The organism is Pseudomonas sp. KD5 (assembly GCF_012932895.1).
Taxonomy (GTDB): domain Bacteria; phylum Pseudomonadota; class Gammaproteobacteria; order Pseudomonadales; family Pseudomonadaceae; genus Aquipseudomonas.
Window position 1 is genome coordinate 274513 of record NZ_JDWJ01000004.1, and the last position, 22692, is coordinate 297204.

Sequence of the window (22692 nt, forward strand, 5' to 3'; positions counted from 1 at the left end):
AACATTGAACAGTCTTTCCTGATGGAGGGCACCCACGACAGCTTGCGTGTTTGCAAAGGTCTGGTAGAATCCGCGGCCTAATTACGTGCGGTATTCAACAATAGTGTTGGGTGGCGGCACGCTAGCCTGAGGAAGACACCATGAAAGCTGATATCCATCCAGAATACCCAGCAGTTGCTGTTACCTGCAGCTGCGGCAACAAGTTCGAAACCCGTTCGACCTACGGCAAAGCCCTGGCGATCGACGTTTGCAACGAATGCCACCCGTTCTACACCGGTAAGCAAAAGACTCTGGACACTGGCGGCCGCGTTCAGCGTTTCGCAGACCGTTTCGGTGCTTTCGGCGCGAAAAAGGCCTAAGGCCGATCAACTTGGGAAGCCGTTACGGTTTTTCCATGCTGATGAAAAAGGCGTCCCTCGCGGGCGCCTTTTTTATGTCTGCGATTTGGCTTTCCGCTGCCCAGGCCTTCTGCCCGGCGCCGAGCGGGCTGACGCCGGTTGTGGTGCAGCGGGTGGTGGATGGCGACACCTTGCGTCTGAGCGATGGACGCAGTGTGCGCATGATCGGTTTGAACACGCCGGAGCTGGGCAAGCAGGGTCGTTCCGACGAGCCGTTCGCCGTGGCCGCGCGCAAACGCCTGGAAGCCCTGGTGGCCGCCAGCGACGGGCGAGTCGGTTTGCTACCGGGTAAAGAAGGCAAGGACCATTACGGTCGCACCCTGGCCCATGTCTACAGCGTCGATGGCGCCAACCTCGAAGCGCAGATGCTTGCTGAAGGTCTCGGTTTTCAGGTCGCGGTAGCGCCGAACGTCGATTTGGTCGGCTGCCAGCAGGCGGCGGAACGCAGTGCTCGTCAGGCCGGCCTCGGGCTGTGGCGACAGTCACCTGTACTGAAAGCGGAGCAGATCAACGCGTCCGGCTTCGCTGTGCTCAGTGGCCGTGTGAGCAAGGTTCAGCGCAATCGCGGCGGGGTTTGGATCGAGTTGCAGGATTCAGTTGTATTGCGGGTTGCACCCAATATGTTGGGCCAGTTCGATGGCGCATCGCTTGAAAGGCTCATAGGCAAGCAAATCGAGGCTCGTGGCTGGGTCGTGGATCGTTCGCGCCGTGGCGGACTGAAGCCCGGACAGGCGCGCTGGCTTTTGCCGCTGACCGATCCGGCGATGTTGCAGGTCGCGCCGTAAGAAAAATTGTAGACATTTTTTATATCAATTGTGAACAGTTAATCCCTTGTGTTCCGTGGCTCTTGGCCCAAAGTCGTAGGGCAGGGCGCTTGACAGGGGTGACTGGTCAGTCTTGTGGGGACTTTGCGACACGAGTATCCTCGGCGGTCCGTCTGTCCAACAGTAAAAAGCGGAATGCCCACATGTCTGATTTGAAAACTGCCGCTCTCGAATATCACGCCAATCCTCGTCCAGGGAAGCTGAGTGTCGAGCTCACCAAGGCCACTGCTACCGCCCGCGACCTGTCGCTGGCCTACAGCCCCGGCGTAGCCGAACCAGTACGCGAAATCGCCCGCGATCCTGAACTGGCCTACAAATACACCGGCAAAGGCAACCTGGTTGCAGTCATTTCCGATGGCACCGCGATTCTGGGCCTGGGTAACCTCGGTCCATTGGCTTCCAAGCCGGTAATGGAAGGTAAAGGTGTTCTGTTCAAGCGCTTCGCCGGCATCGACGTGTTCGACATCGAAGTCGACTCCGAAAGCCCGCAAGCCTTCATCGACACCGTCAAGCGTATCTCCATCACCTTCGGTGGCATCAACCTGGAAGACATCAAGGCGCCTGAGTGCTTTGAGATCGAACGCGCTCTGATCGAGCAGTGCGATATTCCGGTATTCCACGATGACCAGCACGGTACTGCGATCGTGACCGCTGCCGGCATGATCAACGCCCTGGAAATCGCTGGCAAAACCCTGGCTGACGCCAAGATCGTCTGCCTGGGCGCCGGTGCTGCCGCCATCTCCTGCATGAAATTGCTGGTGAGCATGGGCGCCAACATCGAAAACATCTACATGGTTGACCGTACCGGTGTGATCCACTCCGGCCGTGATGACCTGAACCAGTACAAGGCCGTCTTCGCTCACGCGACCGACAAGCGCACCCTGGCTGACGCACTGGAAGGTGCTGACGTGTTTGTTGGCCTGTCCGGCCCGAACCTGCTGAGCGCTGAAGGCCTGAAGTCCATGGCGGCCAACCCGATCGTGTTCGCATGCTCGAACCCGGATCCGGAAATCTCCCCGGAACTGGCGCACGCCACTCGCAACGACGTGATCATGGCCACCGGCCGTTCGGACTACCCGAACCAGGTCAACAACGTACTGGGCTTCCCGTTCATCTTCCGTGGTGCCCTGGACGTTCGCGCCAAGCGCATCAACGAAGAAATGAAAGTGGCTGCCGCCAACGCCCTGCGTGAACTGGCCAAGCTGCCAGTACCTCAGGAAGTGTGCGACGCCTACGGCGGCATCAAGCTGGAATTCGGTCGTGAGTACATCATCCCGAAACCAATGGATGCCCGTCTGATCACCGTGATCTCCGATGCCGTGGCCAAGGCTGCGATCGAGACCGGCGTGGCGACCCTGCCGTATCCGAAGAACTACCCGCTGAAAAGCGTGGATGACGTGTTCAACGGCTAAGCCGTTGTAGCGCTTCAACCAAAGGCCCCGGCTCATTCTGAGTCGGGGCTTTTTTGTATCTGAGGGGTTTGCAGGCAGGCAATAAAAAGCCCCGCACTTCTTTCGAAGGCGGGGCTTTTTGGTGTTGTGGCGATCAGAACAAATCGATCGGCGCCGCTTCGTCCGCTGGCAGCGGGCTGCCTGGCACATTGCCGTTACCCAGCTCATTCACCGACGGTGGCGTATCTTCGGCCTTGAACAGCTCAAAGTAGGCACCTGGCGTGCTTGGGGTGGCTGCACGACCGCTGACCGGGTCGACCCGCAGGCTGAGGATGCCTTCAGGTTCCGGCTGGGTATGAGGCGGCTTGCCTTTGAGGGCGGCGCCCATGTAGTTCATCCAGATCGGCAGTGCGACGGTGCCGCCGAACTCTCGTTTACCCAGGCTTTCCGGTTGGTCGAAGCCGGTCCAGACGGTGGTCACGTAATCGGCGTTGTAGCCAGAGAACCAGGCGTCCTTGGATTCGTTGGTGGTGCCGGTCTTGCCCGCAATGTCACTGCGGCCCAAGGCCAGTGCGCGACGGCCAGTGCCGAGTTTGATTACGTCCTCAAGCATGCTGTTGAGGATGTAGGTAGTGCGACCATCGATGATACGTTCGGCCACCGCTGGCGCTTGTGACACTGGCTGGGCGCTCGGCGCTTCGCCTGGGGTGGCGTTGACGGTGAAGGTATTGGCGGCCGGCACGGCGATGCCGTCGCTGACTACGTTGCCTTTCGGAACGCTCGGCGGGTTGGCAACGAACAGCGTGTCGCCGTTGCGGCTTTCGATCTTGTCGATGATATACGGGGAAATCTTGTAGCCGCCGTTGGCGAAGGTGCTCCAGCCAGTGGCGATTTCCATTGGCGTCAGGGTCGCGGTGCCCAGTGCCAGGGACAGGTTGCGTGGCAGGTCCTGCTTGTTGAAGCCGAACTTGCTGATGTAGTCGATGGTGCGGTCGACGCCCAGCGCTTGCAGCAGGCGGATCGATACCAGGTTGCGCGACTTGTAGAGCGCTTCACGCATGCGGATAGGGCCGAGGAAGGTGTTGGTGTCGTTCTTCGGGCGCCAGACCTTGTCCAGGTATTCGTCGACGAACACGATCGGTGCGTCGTTCACTAGGCTGGCGGCGGTGTAGCCGTTATCCAGGGCGGCACTATAGACGAACGGCTTGAAGCTCGAACCCGGCTGGCGCTTGGCCTGCATGGCGCGGTTGTAGTTGCTCTGCTCGAAGGCAAAACCGCCGACCAGGGAACGAATGGCACCGTTCTGCGGATCGAGGGACACCAGTGCGCCCTGGGCCTGCGGAATCTGGCTGAATTTGAGCGAATTATCCGGCTGACGTTGTACGCGAATCAGATCGCCGACCTGCGCGACGTCCGACGGCTGCTTCGGATTGGCGCCCATGCTGTTGGTGTTCAGGAACGGACGGGCCCACTTCATGGTGTCCCAGGCAACGTGCTCTTCGCCGGTGCGGGTCAGCACCTGCACGCCGTTCTTGTCGACCTGAGTCACGATCGCCGGCTCCAGGCTGCTGATGGTCCGCTGCTTGGTCAGTTCCAGGGTCCAGGCCTCTCGGGTTTTACCCGGCAGGCGTGACTCGGGGCCGCGATAACCGTGCCGTTGATCGTAGGTCATCAAGCCTTCGTGAACCGCGCTGTTGGCCATTTCCTGCAAATCGCTCGGCACCGTGGTGGTGACGCGGAAACCTTCGGTGTACGCATCGCTGCCATAGCGACCGACCATTTCGGCGCGGGCCATTTCGGCGACGTACGGTGCGTTCACTTCCGGGGTCGGCACGTGATAGCTGGCGTTCAGCGGTTCGTTGATCGCCGCGGTGTAGTCGGCTTCGGTGATCTTGCCGAGCTTGTACATGCGCCCCAGGATCCAGTCGCGACGCTCCTTGCTGCGGGCCGGGTTGGCCAGCGGGTTGAAGCGCGACGGGGCTTTTGGCAGACCGGCGATCATCGCCATCTGCGCCAGGCTGACATCACGAATCGACTTGCCGTAATAGACCTGCGCCGCCGCCTCGATGCCATAGGCGCGGTTGCCCAGATAGATCTTGTTGACGTACAGCTCGAGGATTTCGTCCTTGGTCAGCTGCCGTTCGATCTGCAGGGCCAGGAGAATTTCGGTGGTTTTGCGCGAGAAGCTGCGTTCGCTGCTCAGGAAGAAGTTCTTCGCCACCTGCATGGTGATGGTGCTGCCGCCGGACTGAATGTGTCCGCTCTTTACCAGCTGGGTGGCGGCACGCATCAGGCTGCTGGGATCGACGCCGTAGTGGTTGGCGAAATTGTCGTCTTCAGCACTTAGTAACGCATTAATGAAATTGGGGGGAATGTCGGCGAAACGGATCGGCGTACGGCGCATTTCGCCAAATTCTGCGATCAACTTGTTGTCGCTGCTGTACACCCGCAAAGGAATCTGCAACTGAATGCTTCTCAGCGCCTCCACAGATGGCAATCCAGGGCTAAGGTAAAGAAAGGCGCCGCTCAGACCCAGGAGCAGTCCGCAGAAAACGGCGACGATGGACCAACCGAAGAATTTCAGCAGACGAATCAAGGCTTTTGGATATCCAGGGCAAAGAATGAATTAGGCATCAGGGTTCAGGCTATAAAGAGAATGACCCGCGCTTGCAGTGAAAGCGGAAAAACGCTCGGCATTATAAGCATTTTTCCGCAGGGAGCGTCATTTGCGCTTCTGTCAAGACGGGGGGTATTGAACGCAATGGATATTACAGAGTCCGTAACTCACGGATAGTCATAGGGAATTGGTAGTGCTAGGACTCTTCAATAAAAAAACCAATGCGCTTCTGGGGATCGACATCAGCTCTACGTCGGTGAAGCTGTTGGAGTTAAGCCGCCAAGGCGACCGTTATCGGGTCGAGGCCTATGCGGTCGAGCCGCTGCCCGCCAGTGCCGTGGTCGAAAAAAATATTGCCGAGCTCGAAGGCGTGGGGCAGGCCCTTGCGCGCGTGCTGCTCAAGGCCAAAACCAGCCAGAGGAACGTCGCCGTGGCGGTCGCCGGCTCGGCGGTGATCACCAAGACCATCGAGATGGACGCCGGTCTTTCCGACGACGAGATGGAAAACCAGCTGAAGATCGAGGCCGATCAGTACATCCCGTATCCGCTGGATGAAGTGGCGATCGACTTCGAAGTGCAAGGCGCGTCAGTGCGCAATCCCGAGCGGGTCAATGTGCTGCTGGCCGCCTGTCGCAAGGAAAACGTCGAGGTTCGTGAAGCGGCCCTGGCCCTGGCCGGGCTGACCGCGCGAGTAGTCGATGTCGAAGCCTATGCCCTGGAGCGATCGTTCGGCCTGCTGGCAACCCAGCTGGCCGCTTCTCAGGAGCATCTGACCGTGGCGGTGGTCGATATCGGCGCCACCATGACCACCCTGAGCGTGTTGAACAATGGGCGGATCATCTACACCCGCGAACAATTGTTCGGCGGCCGACAACTGACGGAAGAAATCCAGCGCCGTTATGGCCTGACGGTCGAGCAGGCAGGGTTGGCGAAGAAACAGGGCGGTTTGCCGGACGATTACGTCAGTGAGGTCTTGCAGCCGTTTCGGGATGCGTTGGTGCAACAAGTATCGCGCTCATTGCAGTTTTTCTTTGCCTCCGGCCAATACAGCTCGGTCGATCACATTCTCCTGGCCGGCGGCACTGCCTCGGTCCCAGGGCTGGATCGGTTGATCGAGCAGCGCCTGGGTACGCCGACCCAGGTCGCTAACCCATTCTCCGACATGACCCTGAGCAGCAGGGTCAATGCCAGTGCCCTGGCGAGCGATGCGCCGGCACTGATGATCGCCTGCGGGCTGGCCCTCAGGAGTTTCGACTGATGGCACGGATCAATCTTTTACCCTGGCGTGAAGAGTTGCGCGAAGCGCGGCGCAAACGCTTTTTGCTGGCGTTGGTCGGTGTGCTGGCAGGGTCGGTGGGGGCGCTGCTGATCACGGATCAGGTCATTAACAGCGCCATTGATCGACAAGTCGCGCGCAACGATTACATCGCCAAGCAGATTGCCGTGGTCGATGAGCGGATCAAACAGATCAGCGATCTGAAGGCTCGTCGCCAGCAGCTCGTCGAGCGCATGCGCATCATCCAGGACCTGCAAGGCAACCGGCCGATCAGCGGGAGGATCTTCGATCAGTTGGCGCGCACCTTGCCGGACGGCGTGTATTTCACCGAAGTGAAAATGGTCGGCAAGACCTTGTCCATCACCGGCGCGGCGGAGTCCAACAATCGTGTTTCGGATTTGATGCGCAATCTAGATGCATCCGACTGGTTCGATGCGCCCAATCTCACGGAAGTCAAAGCGAACACCGCCGGTCAGCTGGATCAGGCCAATGTTTTTCAGTTGACCGTCCGTCAGACTCAGCCGGCAATTGTGGGGGTGGCTAAATGAGGCCGTCCGAATGGCTCGAAGGGTTGCGCCAGATCGACATCAGCGATCTGGACACCAACAACATGGGTTCCTGGCCAAGGGCGATCAAGGTCCTTGCGAGTGTTCTGCTGATGGTGCTGGTGCTGGCCCTGGGCTATAGCTTCCTGATCAGCGACCTGCAAAGCCACCTGGAACTCAAGCGTGAGGAGGAGTCGACGCTCAAGGAGCAGTTCGCGACCAAAGCCCACATGGCGGCCAATCTTGAGCTGTATACCCAGCAGATGAAGGAAATGGAGAATTCCTTCGGCATGCTATTACGGCAATTGCCCAGCGACACCGAAGTGCCCGGCCTGCTGGAGGACATCACCCGCACCGGCCTGGGCAGCGGCCTGGAATTCGAAGAGATCAAGCTGCTGCCGGAGGTCACCCAGCAGTTCTACATCGAACTCCCTATCCAGATCACCGTCACCGGCGCTTATCACGACTTGGCCACTTTCGTCAGCGGCGTGGCGGGGTTGCCGCGGATCGTCACCCTGCATGATTTCGACCTGGTGCCGGCCAATCCCGAAGGCGGTCCGAAGCTGCGCATGAGCATCCTTGCCAAGACCTACCGCTACAACGACAAGGGGTTGCAGAAATGAACCCGATTCGTTGCCTGTCGATGGTTATGTGCCTGGTCGCCCTGGCCGGTTGTGGCGGTGACAATGGTTTCAGCGACATCGACGCCTACCTGAACGAAGTGCGCCTGCGAGCGCCCGGCAAGATTGAACCAACGCCGACATTCCAGTCTTATCCGACATTCACCTACAGCGCTGCCAACCTGCGCAGCCCGTTCTCCCGGCAGGTCAGAGTCGATCTGGCTGGCCAGAAGCACGGCTCGCGCAACGTCAAACCCGACCTCAATCGGGTCAAGCAGTACCTCGAAGGCTTCAACATCGAGCAATTTGAAATGGTCGGCACAATCTCCAATGCCTCCGGCTCCTTTGCGCTGCTGCGCGGGGCGGGCGGTGTGCATCGGCTGAAAGTCGGCGATTACCTGGGACGTAATGATGGGCGGATCGTCGCCATCAGCGCTTCGCAAGTCGATGTGGTCGAAATCGTTCCCGATGGCGAAGGCGCCTGGCTGGAGCGGCCGCGGACCATCCCTTTGAAAGAGCACTCATAGTGGAACTCGAACAATGAACAGGATTTTCTCAACCTTCGGTATTTCGCTATGGATAGCGTTTCTGTCGCCGTTGGTACAGGCGGCCAACCTCAAAGCGCTGGATGTCGCCGCGCTGCCTGGTGACCGTGTCGAGCTGAAGTTGTCGTTCGACGGGCCACCACCGCAGCCGCATGGCTATACGACGGAGCAGCCTGCGCGGATTGCGCTGGACCTGCCGGGGGTTACCAGCCAGCTGGCGAACAAAAGTCGTGACCTGGGCGGCGGCAATGCCCGCAGCGCCACGGTGGTGGAAGCCAAGGACCGCACGCGGCTGATCATCGGTCTGACTCAACTGACTCCCTATAACGCACGTGTCGAAGGCAACAACCTGTTTGTGGTTGTCGGGCAGGCGGCCGGTAACAAGGCGTCCAAACCGATTGCCAGCGCACCACGCGCGGCCACGGCGGTACCCGCGCCCGCCAGAGCCAGTGCTCCCGTGAGCAAGGCTATTCGTGGCGTGGATTTCCAGCGCGGTACCCAGGGTGAAGGCAACGTGGTTATCGATTTGTCGGATCCGTCCATCGCCCCGGACATCCAGGAACGCGATGGCAAGATCATCGTCGGCTTCACCAAAACCCAATTGCCTGAGCGGTTGCGCGTCCGTCTCGACGTCAAGGATTTCGCTACCCCGGTGCAGTTCGTCAACGCCAGCGCCACGGGCGACCGGGCCATCATCAGCATCGAGCCCAGCGGCGCCTTCGATTATTCGACCTACCAGACCGATAACAAACTGACCGTCAGCATCCGGCCGATGACTGTCGATGACTTGCAAAAACGCAACGCCGAACGTTTTGCCTACAGCGGCGAAAAGCTCTCGTTGAATTTCCAGGACATCGATGTGCGCTCGGTGCTGCAACTGATCGCCGATTTCACCAACCTCAATCTGGTGGCCAGTGACACGGTGCAGGGCGGCATCACGTTGCGCCTGCAGAATGTGCCGTGGGATCAGGCGCTGGACCTGGTGTTGAAAACCAAAGGCCTGGATAAACGCAAGATTGGCAATGTGTTGCTGGTGGCGCCGGCCGATGAAATCGCCGCCCGGGAGCGTCAGGAGCTGGAGTCGCAGAAGCAAATCGCCGAACTGGCGCCTCTGCGTCGCGAACTGTTGCAGGTCAATTACGCCAAGGCAGCCGATATCGCCAAGCTGTTCCAGTCGGTGACCAGCGCCGAGGCGAAAGTCGACGAGCGCGGTTCAATCACTGTCGATGAGCGGACCAACAACATCATTGCCTACCAGACCCAGGACCGCCTCGACGAATTGCGTCGCATCGTTGCACAGCTGGATATTCCGGTGCGTCAGGTGATGATCGAGGCGCGCATCGTTGAAGCCAACGTCGATTACGACAAAAGCCTCGGCGTGCGCTGGGGCGGTTCGGTGCAGAAGGGTAATTGGAATGGCTCCGGGGTCAACGGCTCCTCGACCACCGTTGGCACGCCGGGCAGCACCAGCACCAACTCGCCGTTCGTCGACCTAGGGACTTCCTCCAACACCTCGGGGATCGGCATCGCCTTCATTACCGACAATGTGCTGCTGGACCTTGAGCTGACGGCCATGGAAAAAACCGGCAACGGGGAAATCGTCTCGCAGCCCAAGGTGGTCACGTCTGACAAGGAAACCGCGAAAATCCTCAAGGGCACCGAAATCCCCTATCAGGAAGCCAGCTCCAGCGGTGCCACTTCAGTGTCGTTCAAGGAAGCCTCGCTGTCCCTGGAAGTGACGCCGCAGATCACCCCGGACAACCGCATCATCATGGAGGTCAAGGTCACCAAGGACGAACCGGACTACCTGAACAAAGTGCAGGATGTACCGCCGATCAAGAAAAACGAGGTCAACGCCAAGGTATTGGTCAACGACGGCGAGACCATCGTGATTGGTGGGGTTTTCTCAAATACTCAGAGCAAGGTTGTAGATAAGGTGCCATTTCTCGGTGATGTGCCGTATCTTGGCCGCCTTTTCCGGCGTGACGTGGTTTCGGAGAAAAAATCCGAGCTGCTGGTATTTCTCACTCCGCGTATCATGAACAATCAGGCGATTGCTGTGAGTCATTGATTCTGTGCGAAATTTGATTCTTGTTGGACCGATGGGGGCTGGAAAAAGCACCATCGGCCGGTTGCTGGCCAAAGAGCTGCGCCTGCCGTTCAAAGATTCCGATAAGGAAATTGAATTGCGCACGGGCGCCAATATCCCGTGGATTTTCGATAAAGAAGGCGAACCGGGTTTTCGTGACCGCGAGCAGGCGATGATTGCCGAGCTGTGCGCGTCCGACGGCGTGGTGTTGGCGACCGGTGGCGGAGCGGTAATGCGCGAGGCCAATCGTCGGGCGCTGCACGCCGGTGGTCGGGTGGTCTATCTGCACGCGTCTGTCGAGCAGCAAGTGGGCCGAACGGCTCGCGATCGCAATCGGCCACTGCTGCGTACCGCCGATCCGGCCAAGACCCTGCGGGACTTGCTGGCGATCCGTGACCCGCTGTATCGGGAAATCGCCGACCTGGTGGTGGAAACCGATGAGCGGCCGCCGCGGATGGTGGTGCTCGATATTCTCGAACGCTTGCAGCAGCTGCCGCCCCGTTAATGCACGGGGCGAAATGCGCTATCCTCGGCGTCCTGTCGCAGCCGCTCAAGGTTGTGGCGGATGGCTACCGGACGGCGTCACACCAGCAGACGCCATGGAATTCGTAAACTCAAGGCAGGACGCCTGATTCCATCTTCACTGTGGGGACACATGCAGACACTCAAGGTCGATCTAGGCGAGCGCAGCTACCCGATTCATATTGGCGAAGGTTTGTTGGATAAGCCTGAGCTGCTGGCCCCGCATATTCGCGGGCGGCAGGTGGCGATCATCTCCAACGAGACCGTCGCGCCGCTCTACCTCGAGCGTCTGACCCGCAGTCTGGCGCAGTTCTCGGTCATTTCCGTGGTGCTGCCCGATGGCGAAGCCTTCAAGACCTGGGAAACCCTGCAACTGATTTTCGATGGCCTGCTGACCGCTCGGCACGACCGTCGCACCACAGTGATTGCCCTCGGTGGTGGCGTGATCGGTGACATGGCCGGTTTTGCCGCGGCCTGCTACCAGCGGGGCGTCGATTTCATCCAGGTGCCGACCACGTTGCTGTCGCAAGTCGATTCTTCGGTGGGCGGCAAGACCGGGATCAATCATCCGCTGGGCAAGAACATGGTCGGCGCCTTCTATCAGCCCAATGTGGTGCTGATCGATACCGCCACCCTCAATACACTGCCGGCCCGCGAACTGTCTGCCGGGCTGGCGGAGGTCATCAAGTACGGGCTGATCTGCGACGAGCCGTTCCTGACCTGGCTTGAAGAAAACGTCGATCGCCTGCGCGCCCTGGACCAGGCCGCCCTGACTTACGCCATCGAACGTTCCTGTGCGGCCAAGGCTGCGGTGGTGGGTGCCGACGAGAAAGAGACCGGCGTGCGTGCCACGTTGAACCTGGGGCATACCTTCGGCCACGCGATCGAAACCCATATGGGCTATGGTGTCTGGTTGCATGGTGAAGCAGTCGCTGCTGGCACCGTGATGGCTTTGGAAATGTCCGCGCGCTTGGGCTGGATCAGCGAAGAGGAGCGTGATCGCGGTATTCGCCTGTTCCAGCGCGCCGGCCTGCCGGTCATTCCGCCGGAAGAGATGACCGAAGCCGATTTTCTCGAACACATGGCAATTGACAAGAAAGTGATCGACGGTCGTTTGCGCCTGGTGCTGCTGCGCCATATGGGCGAAGCAGTGGTGACCGACGATTATCCGAAAGAGGTTTTACAGGCCACGCTGGGAGCGGATTACCGCGCCCTGGCTCAGCTTAAAGGTTAATAAGATCCCGATGACTAGTTTGCATGCCGACGAGGCTTTCCTCGGCCATTACCAGTTAAGTCATGACCCTTTCGCTCCACGGGTGCCTGGCTTCAAATTCTTCCCGGCCCAGCGCAAGCCGGTGCTGGGCCAGTTGCATCACCTGGCTCGCTACAGCCAGTTGCTGCTGGTGGTCACCGGCCCGCAAGGCAGCGGTAAAACCCTGTTGCGTCAGGCCCTGGTGGCCAGCACCAACAAACAGTCAGTGCAGAGCGTGGTGGTTTCCGCCCGTGGCGCCGGCGATGCCGCTGGCGTGCTGAATCAAGTGGCTCAGGCGCTGGACGTTGCTCAGGCCGAGATCGGTGCGATCCTGGCTCAAGTGGTGCAGCTTGCGCTCACGGGGCAGGAAGTCTATTTGCTGGTGGATGACGCCGAGCAACTCGACGAGTCTGCACTGGAAGCCTTGTTGGCCCTGGCTGCCGGCGCACCGGAAGGTCGTCCGCATGTATTCCTGTTCGGTGAGTCCTCGTTGATTGCTCAACTTGATGCGCTGAGTCTCGAGGAAGAGCGTTTTCACGTCATCGAATTGCAGCCCTACACCGAAGAAGAAACCCGCGAATATCTGGATCAGCGTCTCGAAGGTGCTGGCCGGGGAATCGAACTTTTCACCGCGGATCAGATCTCTGATATTCACGAAAGCTCCGACGGTTGGCCTGGCAACATCAACCAGGTCGCCCGCGATGCAATGATCGAAGCCATGATTGCCAGCCGCTCAGCGGTCAAGCGTCCAAGTATGGGGTTCAACATGCCGAAGAAACACGTATTGGCAATTTCCGCCGTCGTCGTGGTCGCGGTAGCTGCCGCCTGGTTGATGCCAGGTCGCAACAAAGCACCGACCACCGGCGCGCCTGCCAACGAACAGGCACAACTGCCGCTGGGCCAGGGCACGCCAAAACCTAACAGCGCAGGCGCTCCCTCCGTGGAGTTCGCCGGTAATACGCAACCGATGCCATTGCCGTTGGTCGGTAACTCGCAGCCAGTGATGCGTGGTCCGTTGGCCGAAGCGGCTGGAGGCATTACCGAAGGCGATGATGGCGTACCGGTCGAAGGTTCCAGCGCCACACCGCCGACCGTGACCACTACTGCGCCACCGGCAGGCGTTCCAGCGGGGCCCGCGCCGACACCGGCCGCCAAGCCGACGCCTGCGCCGACTCAAGTCGCGACCGCCAAGCCTGTCGCGCCTGCGGCCAAGCCAGCGCCAGCGCCTGCACCGGCTGCCAAACCGGCTCCAGCGCCCGCCAAACCGGCCGTCGTGGCCAAACCCGCCGAGAAGCCAGCTGCCGTGGCCAAAGCCGCTGGTGGCAGCTGGTACGCAGGCCAGGCACCGGGCAGCTACGTAGTGCAGATCCTTGGCACCAGCTCCGAATCGACCGCGCAAAACTTCGTCAAGGAGCAGGGCGGCGAGTACCGTTATTTCAAGAAAGTGCTCAACGGCAAGCCGCTTTACGTCATCACCTACGGTAGCTTCGCCAACCGCGATGCAGCCGTTACTGCCATCAAGGCCTTGCCAGCGAAGGTTCAGGCTGGTAAACCTTGGCCTCGCACTGTCGCCAGCGTCCAACAGGAACTGGCAACAACTCGCTGAAGATTCGGCGGCCTTACCCAGGCCGCCTCTCCAAGCACCTCAAAATTTCTACAAGCGCATGCCGCCAACAGTCCCTGCGGCTGCGTGCCTTGTGGTGTCTGCGTCACAGTAGTCTTTGAGTCGCTGCGGTCAAAATTAAAAAAGTTTTGACTAGCACAGCATATCGCTTTAAACCTTTCACAAATGCGACATAGATTTGCGACATTTCGTCGTCAAATTTGTGAGCCTCTGTGTCGGTGTGTACAATGACCTCCCTTTTGCCCCCGCAAAGCTGGCGTACGTTCGGCGCGGATGGTAACTGGTTGAATTGAAAAGAAATTTGCCTCGATAAGAGGCAGCCTGGTGAGAAAGTGTCTATGAAAGCAGGTCTGTACCAACCAGATGAATTCAAGGATAACTGCGGTTTTGGCCTGATAGCCCATATGCAGGGCGAGCCCAGTCATACCCTTTTGCAAACGGCCATTGAGGCCCTGACCTGCATGACCCACCGCGGTGGGATCAACGCCGACGGCAAGACCGGTGACGGTTGCGGTCTGCTGATTCAAAAGCCGGATGTGTTCCTGCGTGCCATCGCCCAGGAAACCTTCGGCGTCGAACTGCCCAAGCAATATGCCGTGGGCATGGTCTTCTTCAACCAGGATCCGGTGAAAGCCGAAGCCGCTCGCGAGAACATGAACCGCGAGATCCTGGCCGAAGGCCTGACCCTGGTCGGCTGGCGCAAAGTGCCGATCGACACCAGCGTCCTCGGCCGCCTGGCCCTTGAGCGCCTGCCACAGATCGAACAAGTGTTCATCGGTGGTGAAGGCCTGAGCGATCAGGACATGGCGATCAAGCTGTTCAGCGCCCGTCGTCGTTCGTCCGTGGCCAACGCCGCCGATGTCGATCACTACATCTGCAGCTTTTCCCACAAGACCATTATTTACAAAGGCCTGATGATGCCGGCGGATTTGACCGCCTTCTATCCAGACCTCAGCGACCAGCGCCTGCAAACTTCGATCTGCGTGTTCCACCAGCGCTTTTCGACCAACACGCTGCCGAAATGGCCGCTGGCGCAGCCGTTCCGCTTCCTTGCCCACAACGGCGAAATCAACACCATCACCGGCAACCGCAACTGGGCGCAGGCCCGTCGCACCAAGTTCACCAATGATCTGATGGATCTGGATGAACTCGGCCCGCTGGTGAACCGTGTCGGTTCCGACTCCTCCAGCATGGACAACATGCTCGAGCTGATGGTCACCGGTGGCATCGACCTGTTCCGTGGCGTGCGGATGATCATTCCGCCTGCGTGGCAGAACGTCGAAACCATGGACCCGGATCTGCGTGCGTTCTACGAATACAACTCGATGCACATGGAACCGTGGGACGGTCCGGCCGGCGTGGTAATGACCGACGGTCGCTACGCGGTGTGCCTGCTCGACCGTAACGGCCTGCGTCCGGCGCGTTGGGTGACCACCAAGAACGGTTTCATCACCCTGGCCTCGGAAATCGGTGTCTGGAACTACCAGCCTGAGGACGTTATCGCCAAGGGGCGTGTCGGCCCGGGCCAGATCTTTGCCGTGGACACCGAAACCGGTCAGATCCTCGACACCGACGCCATCGACAACCGCTTGAAGTCCCGTCATCCGTACAAGCAATGGCTGCGCAAGAATGCCCTGCGCATTCAGGCGACCATGGAAGACAACGACCACGGATCAGCGTTCTACGACGTCGACCAGCTCAAGCAATACATGAAGATGTACCAGGTCACGTTCGAAGAGCGCGACCAGGTGCTGCGTCCGCTGGGCGAGCAAGGCTACGAAGCCGTCGGCTCGATGGGCGACGATACGCCGATGGCCGTGCTGTCCCAGCGCGTGCGTACGCCGTACGACTATTTCCGTCAGCAGTTCGCGCAGGTCACCAACCCGCCGATCGACCCGCTGCGCGAAGCCATCGTCATGTCGTTGGAAGTCTGCCTCGGTGCCGAGCGCAACATCTTCCAGGAGTCGCCGGAACACGCCTCGCGCGTGATCCTCAGCTCGCCGGTCATTTCTCCGGCCAAGTGGCGCTCGTTGATGAACCTCGATCGCCCAGGTTTCGAGCGTCAGATCATCGACCTCAACTATGACGAGAGCGTCGGCCTCGAAGCCGCGGTGCGTAACGTCGCCGATCAGGCCGAAGAAGCCGTTCGCGCCGGTCGCACCCAGGTCGTACTGAGTGACCGTCACATTGCTCCGGGCAAGCTGCCGATCCACGCTTCGCTGGCGACCGGTGCCGTGCACCACCGCCTGACCGAAAAAGGCCTGCGTTGCGACTCCAACATTCTGGTGGAAACCGCGACCGCTCGTGATCCGCACCACTTCGCGGTGCTGATCGGTTTCGGCGCCTCGGCGGTCTACCCGTTCCTGGCCTATGAAGTGCTGGGCGACCTGATCCGCACCGGTGAAGTGCTGGGCGACCTCTATGAGGTGTTCAAGAACTACCGCAAAGGCATCACCAAGGGCCTGCTCAAGATCCTGTCGAAGATGGGCATCTCGACCATCACGTCGTATCGCGGTGCGCAGCTGTTCGAAGCCATCGGCCTGTCCGAAGAAGTCTGCGAACTGAGCTTCCGTGGCGTGCCAAGCCGCATCAAGGGTGCGCGCTTCGTCGACATCGAAGCCGAGCAGAAAGCCCTGGCGGCCGAAGCCTGGAGCCCGCGCAAGCCGATCCAGCAGGGCGGTCTGTTGAAGTTCGTCCACGGTGGCGAATATCACGCCTACAACCCGGACGTGGTCAACACCTTGCAAGCCGCAGTGCAGCAGGGCGACTACAGCAAGTTCAAGGAATACACGTCACTGGTGGATAACCGCCCGGTGTCGATGATCCGCGACCTGCTCAAGGTCAAGACCCTCGACACGCCGCTGGACATCAGCGAAGTCGAGCCTCTGGAGTCGGTGCTCAAGCGCTTCGACTCCGCTGGTATTTCGCTGGGCGCTCTGTCGCCGGAAGCCCACGAAGCCCTGGCCGAAGCCATGAACCGCCTCGGTGCGCGTTCGAACTCCGGCGAAGGCGGCGAAGACCCGGCGCGCTACGGCACCATCAAGAGCTCGAAAATCAAGCAAGTCGCCACTGGCCGCTTCGGTGTGACCCCGGAATACCTGGTCAACGCCGAAGTGCTGCAGATCAAAGTCGCCCAGGGTGCCAAGCCCGGCGAAGGTGGTCAGTTGCCAGGCGGCAAGGTCAACGGTCTGATCGCCAAGCTGCGTTACGCAGTGCCGGGCGTGACCCTGATTTCGCCTCCACCGCACCACGACATCTATTCGATCGAAGACTTGTCGCAGCTGATTTTCGACCTGAAACAAGTCAACCCGAATGCGCTGGTTTCGGTGAAACTGGTGGCAGAAGCGGGCGTCGGCACCATCGCGGCCGGTGTGGCCAAGGCCTACGCGGACTTGATCACCATCTCCGGCTACGACGGCGGCACCGGTGCATCGCCACTGACCTCGATCAAATACGCGGGCGCACCGTGGGAACTCGGCCTGGCCGAAACCCACCAGACCCTGCGTGGCAACGACCTGCGCGGCAAAGTCCGGGTACAAACCGATGGTGGCCTGAAAACCGGCCTCGACGTGATCAAGGCCGCGATCCTCGGCGCTGAAAGCTTCGGCTTCGGCACCGCGCCAATGATCGCCCTGGGCTGCAAATACCTGCGCATCTGCCACCTGAACAACTGCGCCACCGGCGTCGCGACTCAGAACGAGAAGCTGCGCAAGGATCACTACATCGGGACCGTCGACATGGTGGTGAATTTCTTCACCTACGTCGCCGAAGAAACCCGTGAGTGGCTGGCCAAGCTGGGCGTGCGCTCCCTCGAAGAGCTGATCGGCCGTACCGATCTGCTGGAAGTCCTCGAAGGCCAGACCGCCAAGCAGAACCACCTGGACCTGACTCCGTTGCTCGGCAGCGATCACATCCCGGCAGACAAGCCTCAATTCTGCCAGGTCGACCGCAACCCGCCGTTCGACAAAGGCCTGCTGGCCGAGAAAATGGTCGACATGGCCACCTCGGCGATCAACGACCTGAGCGGTGCCGATTTCGCCCTGGATATCTGCAACTGCGACCGTTCCATCGGCGCGCGGATCTCAGGTGAAATCGCCCGCAAACACGGCAACCAGGGCATGGCCAACGCGCCGATCACCTTCCGCTTCAAAGGCACGGCGGGTCAGAGCTTCGGCGTGTGGAACGCCGGTGGCCTGAACATGTACCTGGAAGGCGACGCCAACGACTACGTCGGCAAAGGCATGACCGGCGGCAAACTGGTCATCGTTCCGCCGAAAGGCAGCCTCTACAAGACGCAGGACAGTGCCATCATCGGCAACACCTGCCTGTATGGCGCCACTGGCGGCAAGCTGTTCGCCGCCGGCACCGCTGGCGAGCGTTTCGCGGTGCGTAACTCCGGTGCTCACACCGTGGTGGAAGGCACAGGCGATCACTGCTGCGAGTACATGACCGGTGGTTTCGTCTGCGTTCTGGGCAAGACCGGTTACAACTTCGGCTCAGGCATGACTGGCGGTTTCGCCTACGTGCTCGACCAGGACAACACCTTCGTTGACCGGGTCAACCACGAACTGGTGGAAATCCAGCGGATCAGCGGTGAGGCGATGGAAGCCTATCGCAGCCACTTGCAACGCGTGCTGAACGAATACGTCGAGGAAACCGACAGCGAGTGGGGTCGTAACCTCGCTGAAAACCTCGATGACTATCTGCGTCGTTTCTGGCTGGTCAAGCCCAAGGCTGCCAACCTGAAATCGTTGCTTTCCAGCACCCGTGCCAACCCGCAGTGATATGCGCCTGAAGAGTTTGATGAGGTTTTAACTATGGCTGAACGTCTGAATAACGACTTCCAGTTCATCGATGTCGGGCGCAAGGATCCGAAGAAGAAACTGTTGCGTCAACGCAAGAAAGAGTTCGTGGAAATCTACGAACCGTTCAAACCCCAGCAGTCGGCCGACCAGGCCCACCGCTGCCTGGGTTGCGGTAACCCGTATTGCGAATGGAAGTGCCCGGTGCACAACTTCATTCCCAACTGGCTCAAATTGGTGGCCGAGGGCAACATCCTCCAGGCCGCCGAACTGTCGCACCAGACCAACACCCTGCCGGAAGTCTGCGGTCGGGTGTGTCCACAGGATCGTCTGTGCGAGGGTGCCTGCACCCTCAACGACGGTTTCGGTGCGGTGACGATCGGTTCGGTCGAGAAGTACATCACCGACACCGCGTTCGCCATGGGCTGGCGTCCGGACATGTCCAAGGTCAAGCCGACTGGCAAGCGTGTTGCGGTAATCGGTGCGGGCCCTGCGGGCCTGGGCTGTGCCGACGTACTGGTGCGTGGTGGCGTGACGCCGGTGGTGTTCGACAAGAACCCGGAAATCGGCGGTCTGCTGACCTTCGGCATTCCTGAGTTCAAGCTGGAAAAGACCGTGCTGAGCAATCGCCGCGAAGTCTTCACCGGCATGGGCATCGAGTTCCGCCTGAACACCGAAGTGGGCAAGGACGTGACCATGGAACAACTGCTCGAAGAATTCGATGCGGTCTTCATGGGGATGGGCACCTACACCTACATGAAGGGCGGCTTCGCCGGCGAGGACCTGCCGGGCGTGCACGATGCGCTGGACTTCCTGATCGCCAACGTCAACCGCAACCTGGGCTTTGAAAAGTCGCCGGAAGATTTCGTCGACATGAAAGGCAAGAAGGTGGTGGTGCTGGGCGGCGGCGACACGGCGATGGACTGCAACCGTACCTCGATTCGTCAGGGCGCCAAGGCGGTGACCTGTGCCTATCGTCGTGACGAAGCGAACATGCCGGGTTCGCGCAAAGAGGTGAAGAACGCCAAGGAAGAAGGAGTGAAATTCCTCTACAACCGCCAGCCGATCGCAATCGTCGGTGAAGACCGTGTCGAGGGCGTGAAGGTGGTCGAGACCCGTCTCGGCGAGCCGGATGCCCGTGGCCGTCGCAGCCCCGAGCCGATCCCGGGTTCCGAAGAGATCATCCCGGCCGACGCTGTGGTCATCGCGTTCGGTTTCCGCCCAAGCCCGGCGTTGTGGTTCGAACAGTTCAGCATCCAGACCGACAGCCAGGGCCGCGTCGTGGCGCCGGAGCAAGGCCAGTACAAGCATCAGACCAGCAACCCGAAAATCTTCGCCGGTGGCGACATGGTGCGCGGTTCCGACCTGGTGGTGACGGCGATCTTCGAAGGCCGCAATGCCGCCGAAGGAATCCTGGATTACCTGGGCGTCTGATCGACGCCTGACCCTGTAGGAGCCGGCTTGCTGGCGATGAACGATAACGCGGTGTACCTGATACACCGCGTCGTCTGAATCGCCAGCAAGCCGGCTCCTACAGTGTTTTGTGGTGCTGCAAAGTCTGCATTTCACCGCGACAAATTGACCCGATAGACAAAAGGATCGGCTCTTGCCGTGCCTTTTGCGTCGCGCTCTGAGAAAATGCCCGCACTTTTTTTCCGGATGCCGACATGACTGCCCTGAAGAACGACCGTTTCCTTCGCGCCCTGCTCAAGCAACCCGTAGACGTCACCCCTGTGTGGATGATGCGTCAGGCCGGTCGCTACCTGCCTGAATACCGCGCCAGCCGTGCCAATGCCGGTGACTTCATGAGCCTGTGCATGAACCCGGCGTTCGCGTGCGAAGTCACGATGCAACCGCTCGACCGCTATCCGCAACTGGATGCGGCGATCCTGTTCTCCGATATCCTGACCATCCCCGATGCCATGGGCCAAGGCCTGTACTTCGAGACCGGCGAAGGTCCGCGCTTCAAGAAAGTTGTCAGCACCCTGGCTGACATCGAAGCCTTGCCGATTCCTGATCCACAGAAAGACCTCGGCTATGTGATGGACGCAGTCAGCACCATCCGCCGCGAACTGAACGGCCGTGTGCCGCTGATCGGTTTTTCCGGCAGCCCATGGACCTTGGCCACCTACATGGTTGAAGGCGGTTCGTCGAAAGACTTCCGCAAGACCAAGGCCATGCTCTACGACAACCCGCAAGCCATGCACCTGCTGCTGGACAAGCTCGCGCAGTCGGTCACTTCGTATCTCAATGGCCAGATCCTGGCCGGCGCGCAAGCGGTGCAGATCTTCGACACCTGGGGCGGCAATCTCTCGGCGGCGGCGTACCAGGAATTCTCCCTGGCCTACATGCGCAAAATCGTCAGCGGCCTGATCCGTGAACACGAAGGCCGCAAAGTGCCGGTCATCCTGTTCACCAAGAACGGCGGCCTGTGGCTGGAAAGCATCGCCGACGCCGGTGCTGACGCACTGGGCCTGGACTGGACCTGCGACATCGGTGAGGCCCGTCAGCGCGTCGGCAACAAAGTCGCCCTGCAAGGCAACATGGACCCGACCGTGCTTTACGCCAAGCCAGAAGCCATCCGCGCCGAAGTCGGCCGGATTCTCGCCAGCTACGGCAAGGGCAGTGGCCACGTGTTCAACCTCGGCCATGGCATTACGCCGGAAGTTGATCCGGAGCACGCAGGCGCTTTCTTGCGCGCGGTGCATGAATTGTCGGCGCAGTATCACGAGTGATCGTCGCCCGATAAAAAACGCCCGGCATTTGCCGGGCGTTTTTGCATCAAAATCAAAAAGATCGCAGCCTTAAGCTTTCAAATTCTCCAACGGCGGCAACTTCGCCAATTTCAACGCCACCAACAGCGCAATCACCAGCAATCCGCTGATGAACAGCCCGATCCCGTTCCAGCCACCCAGATGCCAGGCCATACCGCCCGCCGTCCCCGCGATACTCGACCCGGCGTAATAGCTGAACAGGTACAACGACGTCGCCTGCCCCTTGGCCTTGGTCGCGCGACGACCGATCCAGCTGCTGGCCACCGAATGCGCGCCGAAGAAGCCGAAGGTGAAGACCAGCATGCCGAAGATCACTACTGGCAGGGGCGTAAACATCGTCAACGCAAGGCCCGCGAGCATCACCACAATGGTTACCCAGAGCACTTTGCGCCGGCCGAGCTGGTCGGCCAGGGCGCCGATTTTCGCCGAGCTGTAGATGCCCGACAGGTACACCACCGAGAGTAGCCCGACGAGGGCCTGGTCCATGTGATACGGCTCGGCCAGCAGGCGATAGCCGATGTAGTTGAACAGGGTAACGAACGCGCCCATCAGCACGAACGCTTCGACAAACAGCAGCGGCAGGCCGGCGTCGCGAAAGTGCATGGTGAAGCCGTCGAGCAGGCTACGCGGGTGCAGCGAGCGGGCGTGGAAATTGCGCGACTCGGGAAGGATTTTCCAGAACACCGCAGCGGCAATCAGCGCCAGGCCGCCGATGACCAGCATTGCCGTGTGCCAGCTGACGAAGTCGATCAGCACCCCGACGATCAAGCGTCCACACATGCCGCCGATGGCGTTGCCACCGATGTACAAGCCCATGGCCAGGCCGATGTGCTGCGGGTGAATTTCTTCACTCAGGTAAGTCATTGCCACCGCCGCCAGACCGCTCAGCGACAGCCCGACCAGCGCCCGCATCACCAGCACGCCTTGCCAGCTCGGCATCATCGCACTGGCCATGGTGCAGAGTGCGGCGGCGAACAGTGCGGCGACCATCACCGGTTTACGCCCGATGCGATCGGAGATGGGGCCGGTGATCAGCAAGCCGATGGCGAGAAGGCCGGTGGCGACCGACAGGATCAGGCTGCTCTGGGCCGCATTGATGGAAAACTCGCGGGACAGCAGCGGCATCATCGGCTGCACGCAGTAGAGCAGGGCAAAGGTCGCGAAGCCTCCGGAGAACAGCGCCAGCACCGTGCGCATAAACATCGGTGTGCCTTTCTCGATGTAGATCTCGTTGCGTTCAGCGACGACATCATTCAGCGCGGCGGGCGGGATTTCATGGGCGAGTGGGGCGACAGCAGTTTTCACTTCGGACCTCGGAGGACGCAGCCGGTCAGGCAATGAAAAAATCATATAGCTGGCTAATGTTTCTATCCAATATATTGTTCGACCTGTTTGATAGGTTTAACGACCTAA

The 22692-nt window shown here is 60.1% G+C and carries 16 protein-coding genes; 14 read left to right on the top strand and 2 right to left on the bottom strand.

Annotation, left to right across the window (positions count from 1 at the left end; genetic code table 11):
- The first annotated feature begins 140 nt into the window (after positions 1-140).
- From rpmE to AF70_RS11070, 3 genes are all read left to right on the top strand, one after another.
- On the top strand, positions 141-359 hold the full coding sequence (gene rpmE, locus AF70_RS11060) for a 50S ribosomal protein L31 (RefSeq protein ID WP_018929146.1): 219 nt from the start codon (positions 141-143) through the stop codon (positions 357-359).
- Between the two features lie 35 nt (positions 360-394).
- Positions 395-1183 carry a thermonuclease family protein gene (locus AF70_RS11065; RefSeq protein ID WP_028939618.1) on the top strand — a complete coding sequence of 263 codons (789 nt, stop codon included), beginning with the start codon at positions 395-397 and terminating at the stop codon, positions 1181-1183.
- 182 nt (positions 1184-1365) lie between these two features.
- Positions 1366-2634 carry a malic enzyme-like NAD(P)-binding protein gene (locus tag AF70_RS11070; RefSeq protein ID WP_019581853.1) on the top strand — a complete coding sequence of 423 codons (1269 nt, stop codon included), beginning with the start codon at positions 1366-1368 and terminating at the stop codon, positions 2632-2634.
- 133 nt (positions 2635-2767) lie between these two features.
- Here AF70_RS11070 and AF70_RS11075 read toward each other — a convergent pair whose 3' ends face one another.
- Positions 2768-5206: a penicillin-binding protein 1A gene (locus tag AF70_RS11075; RefSeq protein ID WP_371929199.1), complete on the bottom strand. Its 2439-nt coding sequence runs from the start codon at positions 5204-5206 to the stop codon at positions 2768-2770.
- Positions 5207-5423: 217 nt separating this feature from the next.
- Here AF70_RS11075 and AF70_RS11080 point away from each other — a divergent pair, with 217 nt between their 5' ends.
- From AF70_RS11080 to hemE, 11 genes are all read left to right on the top strand, one after another.
- Positions 5424-6488, top strand: coding sequence for a pilus assembly protein PilM (locus AF70_RS11080; protein WP_019581855.1), 1065 nt, complete (start codon positions 5424-5426; stop codon positions 6486-6488).
- The gene (locus AF70_RS11085; protein ID WP_019581856.1) at positions 6488-7054 is read left to right on the top strand and encodes a PilN domain-containing protein; all 567 of its coding nucleotides are present in this window, start codon (positions 6488-6490) and stop codon (positions 7052-7054) included. Before AF70_RS11080 ends, AF70_RS11085 begins: the two co-directional genes overlap by 1 nt.
- Complete coding sequence (pilO, locus tag AF70_RS11090; RefSeq protein ID WP_019581857.1) at positions 7051-7674, top strand: type 4a pilus biogenesis protein PilO; 624 nt, start codon at positions 7051-7053, stop codon at positions 7672-7674. The genes AF70_RS11085 and pilO overlap by 4 nt, the downstream gene beginning before the upstream one ends.
- Positions 7671-8198, top strand: coding sequence for a pilus assembly protein PilP (locus tag AF70_RS11095; protein WP_019581858.1), 528 nt, complete (start codon positions 7671-7673; stop codon positions 8196-8198). Before pilO ends, AF70_RS11095 begins: the two co-directional genes overlap by 4 nt.
- Before the next feature lie 13 nt (positions 8199-8211).
- Positions 8212-10287 (top strand): type IV pilus secretin PilQ, encoded by a 2076-nt coding sequence (pilQ, locus tag AF70_RS11100; protein ID WP_028939619.1) that lies wholly within the window; start codon positions 8212-8214, stop codon positions 10285-10287.
- A gap of 4 nt (positions 10288-10291) precedes the next feature.
- Complete coding sequence (gene aroK / locus AF70_RS11105; RefSeq protein ID WP_019581860.1) at positions 10292-10810, top strand: shikimate kinase AroK; 519 nt, start codon at positions 10292-10294, stop codon at positions 10808-10810.
- A gap of 150 nt (positions 10811-10960) precedes the next feature.
- Complete coding sequence (aroB, locus tag AF70_RS11110) at positions 10961-12061, top strand: 3-dehydroquinate synthase (RefSeq protein ID WP_019581861.1); 1101 nt, start codon at positions 10961-10963, stop codon at positions 12059-12061.
- A 10-nt stretch (positions 12062-12071) separates the two neighbouring features.
- Positions 12072-13685 (top strand): AAA family ATPase, encoded by a 1614-nt coding sequence (locus AF70_RS11115; protein ID WP_019581862.1) that lies wholly within the window; start codon positions 12072-12074, stop codon positions 13683-13685.
- A gap of 356 nt (positions 13686-14041) precedes the next feature.
- A complete protein-coding gene (gltB, locus tag AF70_RS11120) occupies positions 14042-18487 on the top strand; it encodes a glutamate synthase large subunit (RefSeq protein ID WP_019581863.1) in 4446 nt (1481 codons plus the stop codon).
- Positions 18488-18520: 33 nt separating this feature from the next.
- Complete coding sequence (locus tag AF70_RS11125; protein WP_028939620.1) at positions 18521-19939, top strand: FAD-dependent oxidoreductase; 1419 nt, start codon at positions 18521-18523, stop codon at positions 19937-19939.
- A 233-nt stretch (positions 19940-20172) separates the two neighbouring features.
- On the top strand, positions 20173-21240 hold the full coding sequence (gene hemE, locus AF70_RS11130; protein WP_028939621.1) for a uroporphyrinogen decarboxylase: 1068 nt from the start codon (positions 20173-20175) through the stop codon (positions 21238-21240).
- Positions 21241-21309: 69 nt separating this feature from the next.
- Here the strand turns inward: hemE and AF70_RS11135 are convergent, their stop codons facing one another.
- Positions 21310-22584: an MFS transporter gene (locus AF70_RS11135; protein WP_028939622.1), complete on the bottom strand. Its 1275-nt coding sequence runs from the start codon at positions 22582-22584 to the stop codon at positions 21310-21312.
- Between the last annotated feature and the right edge of the window lie 108 nt (positions 22585-22692).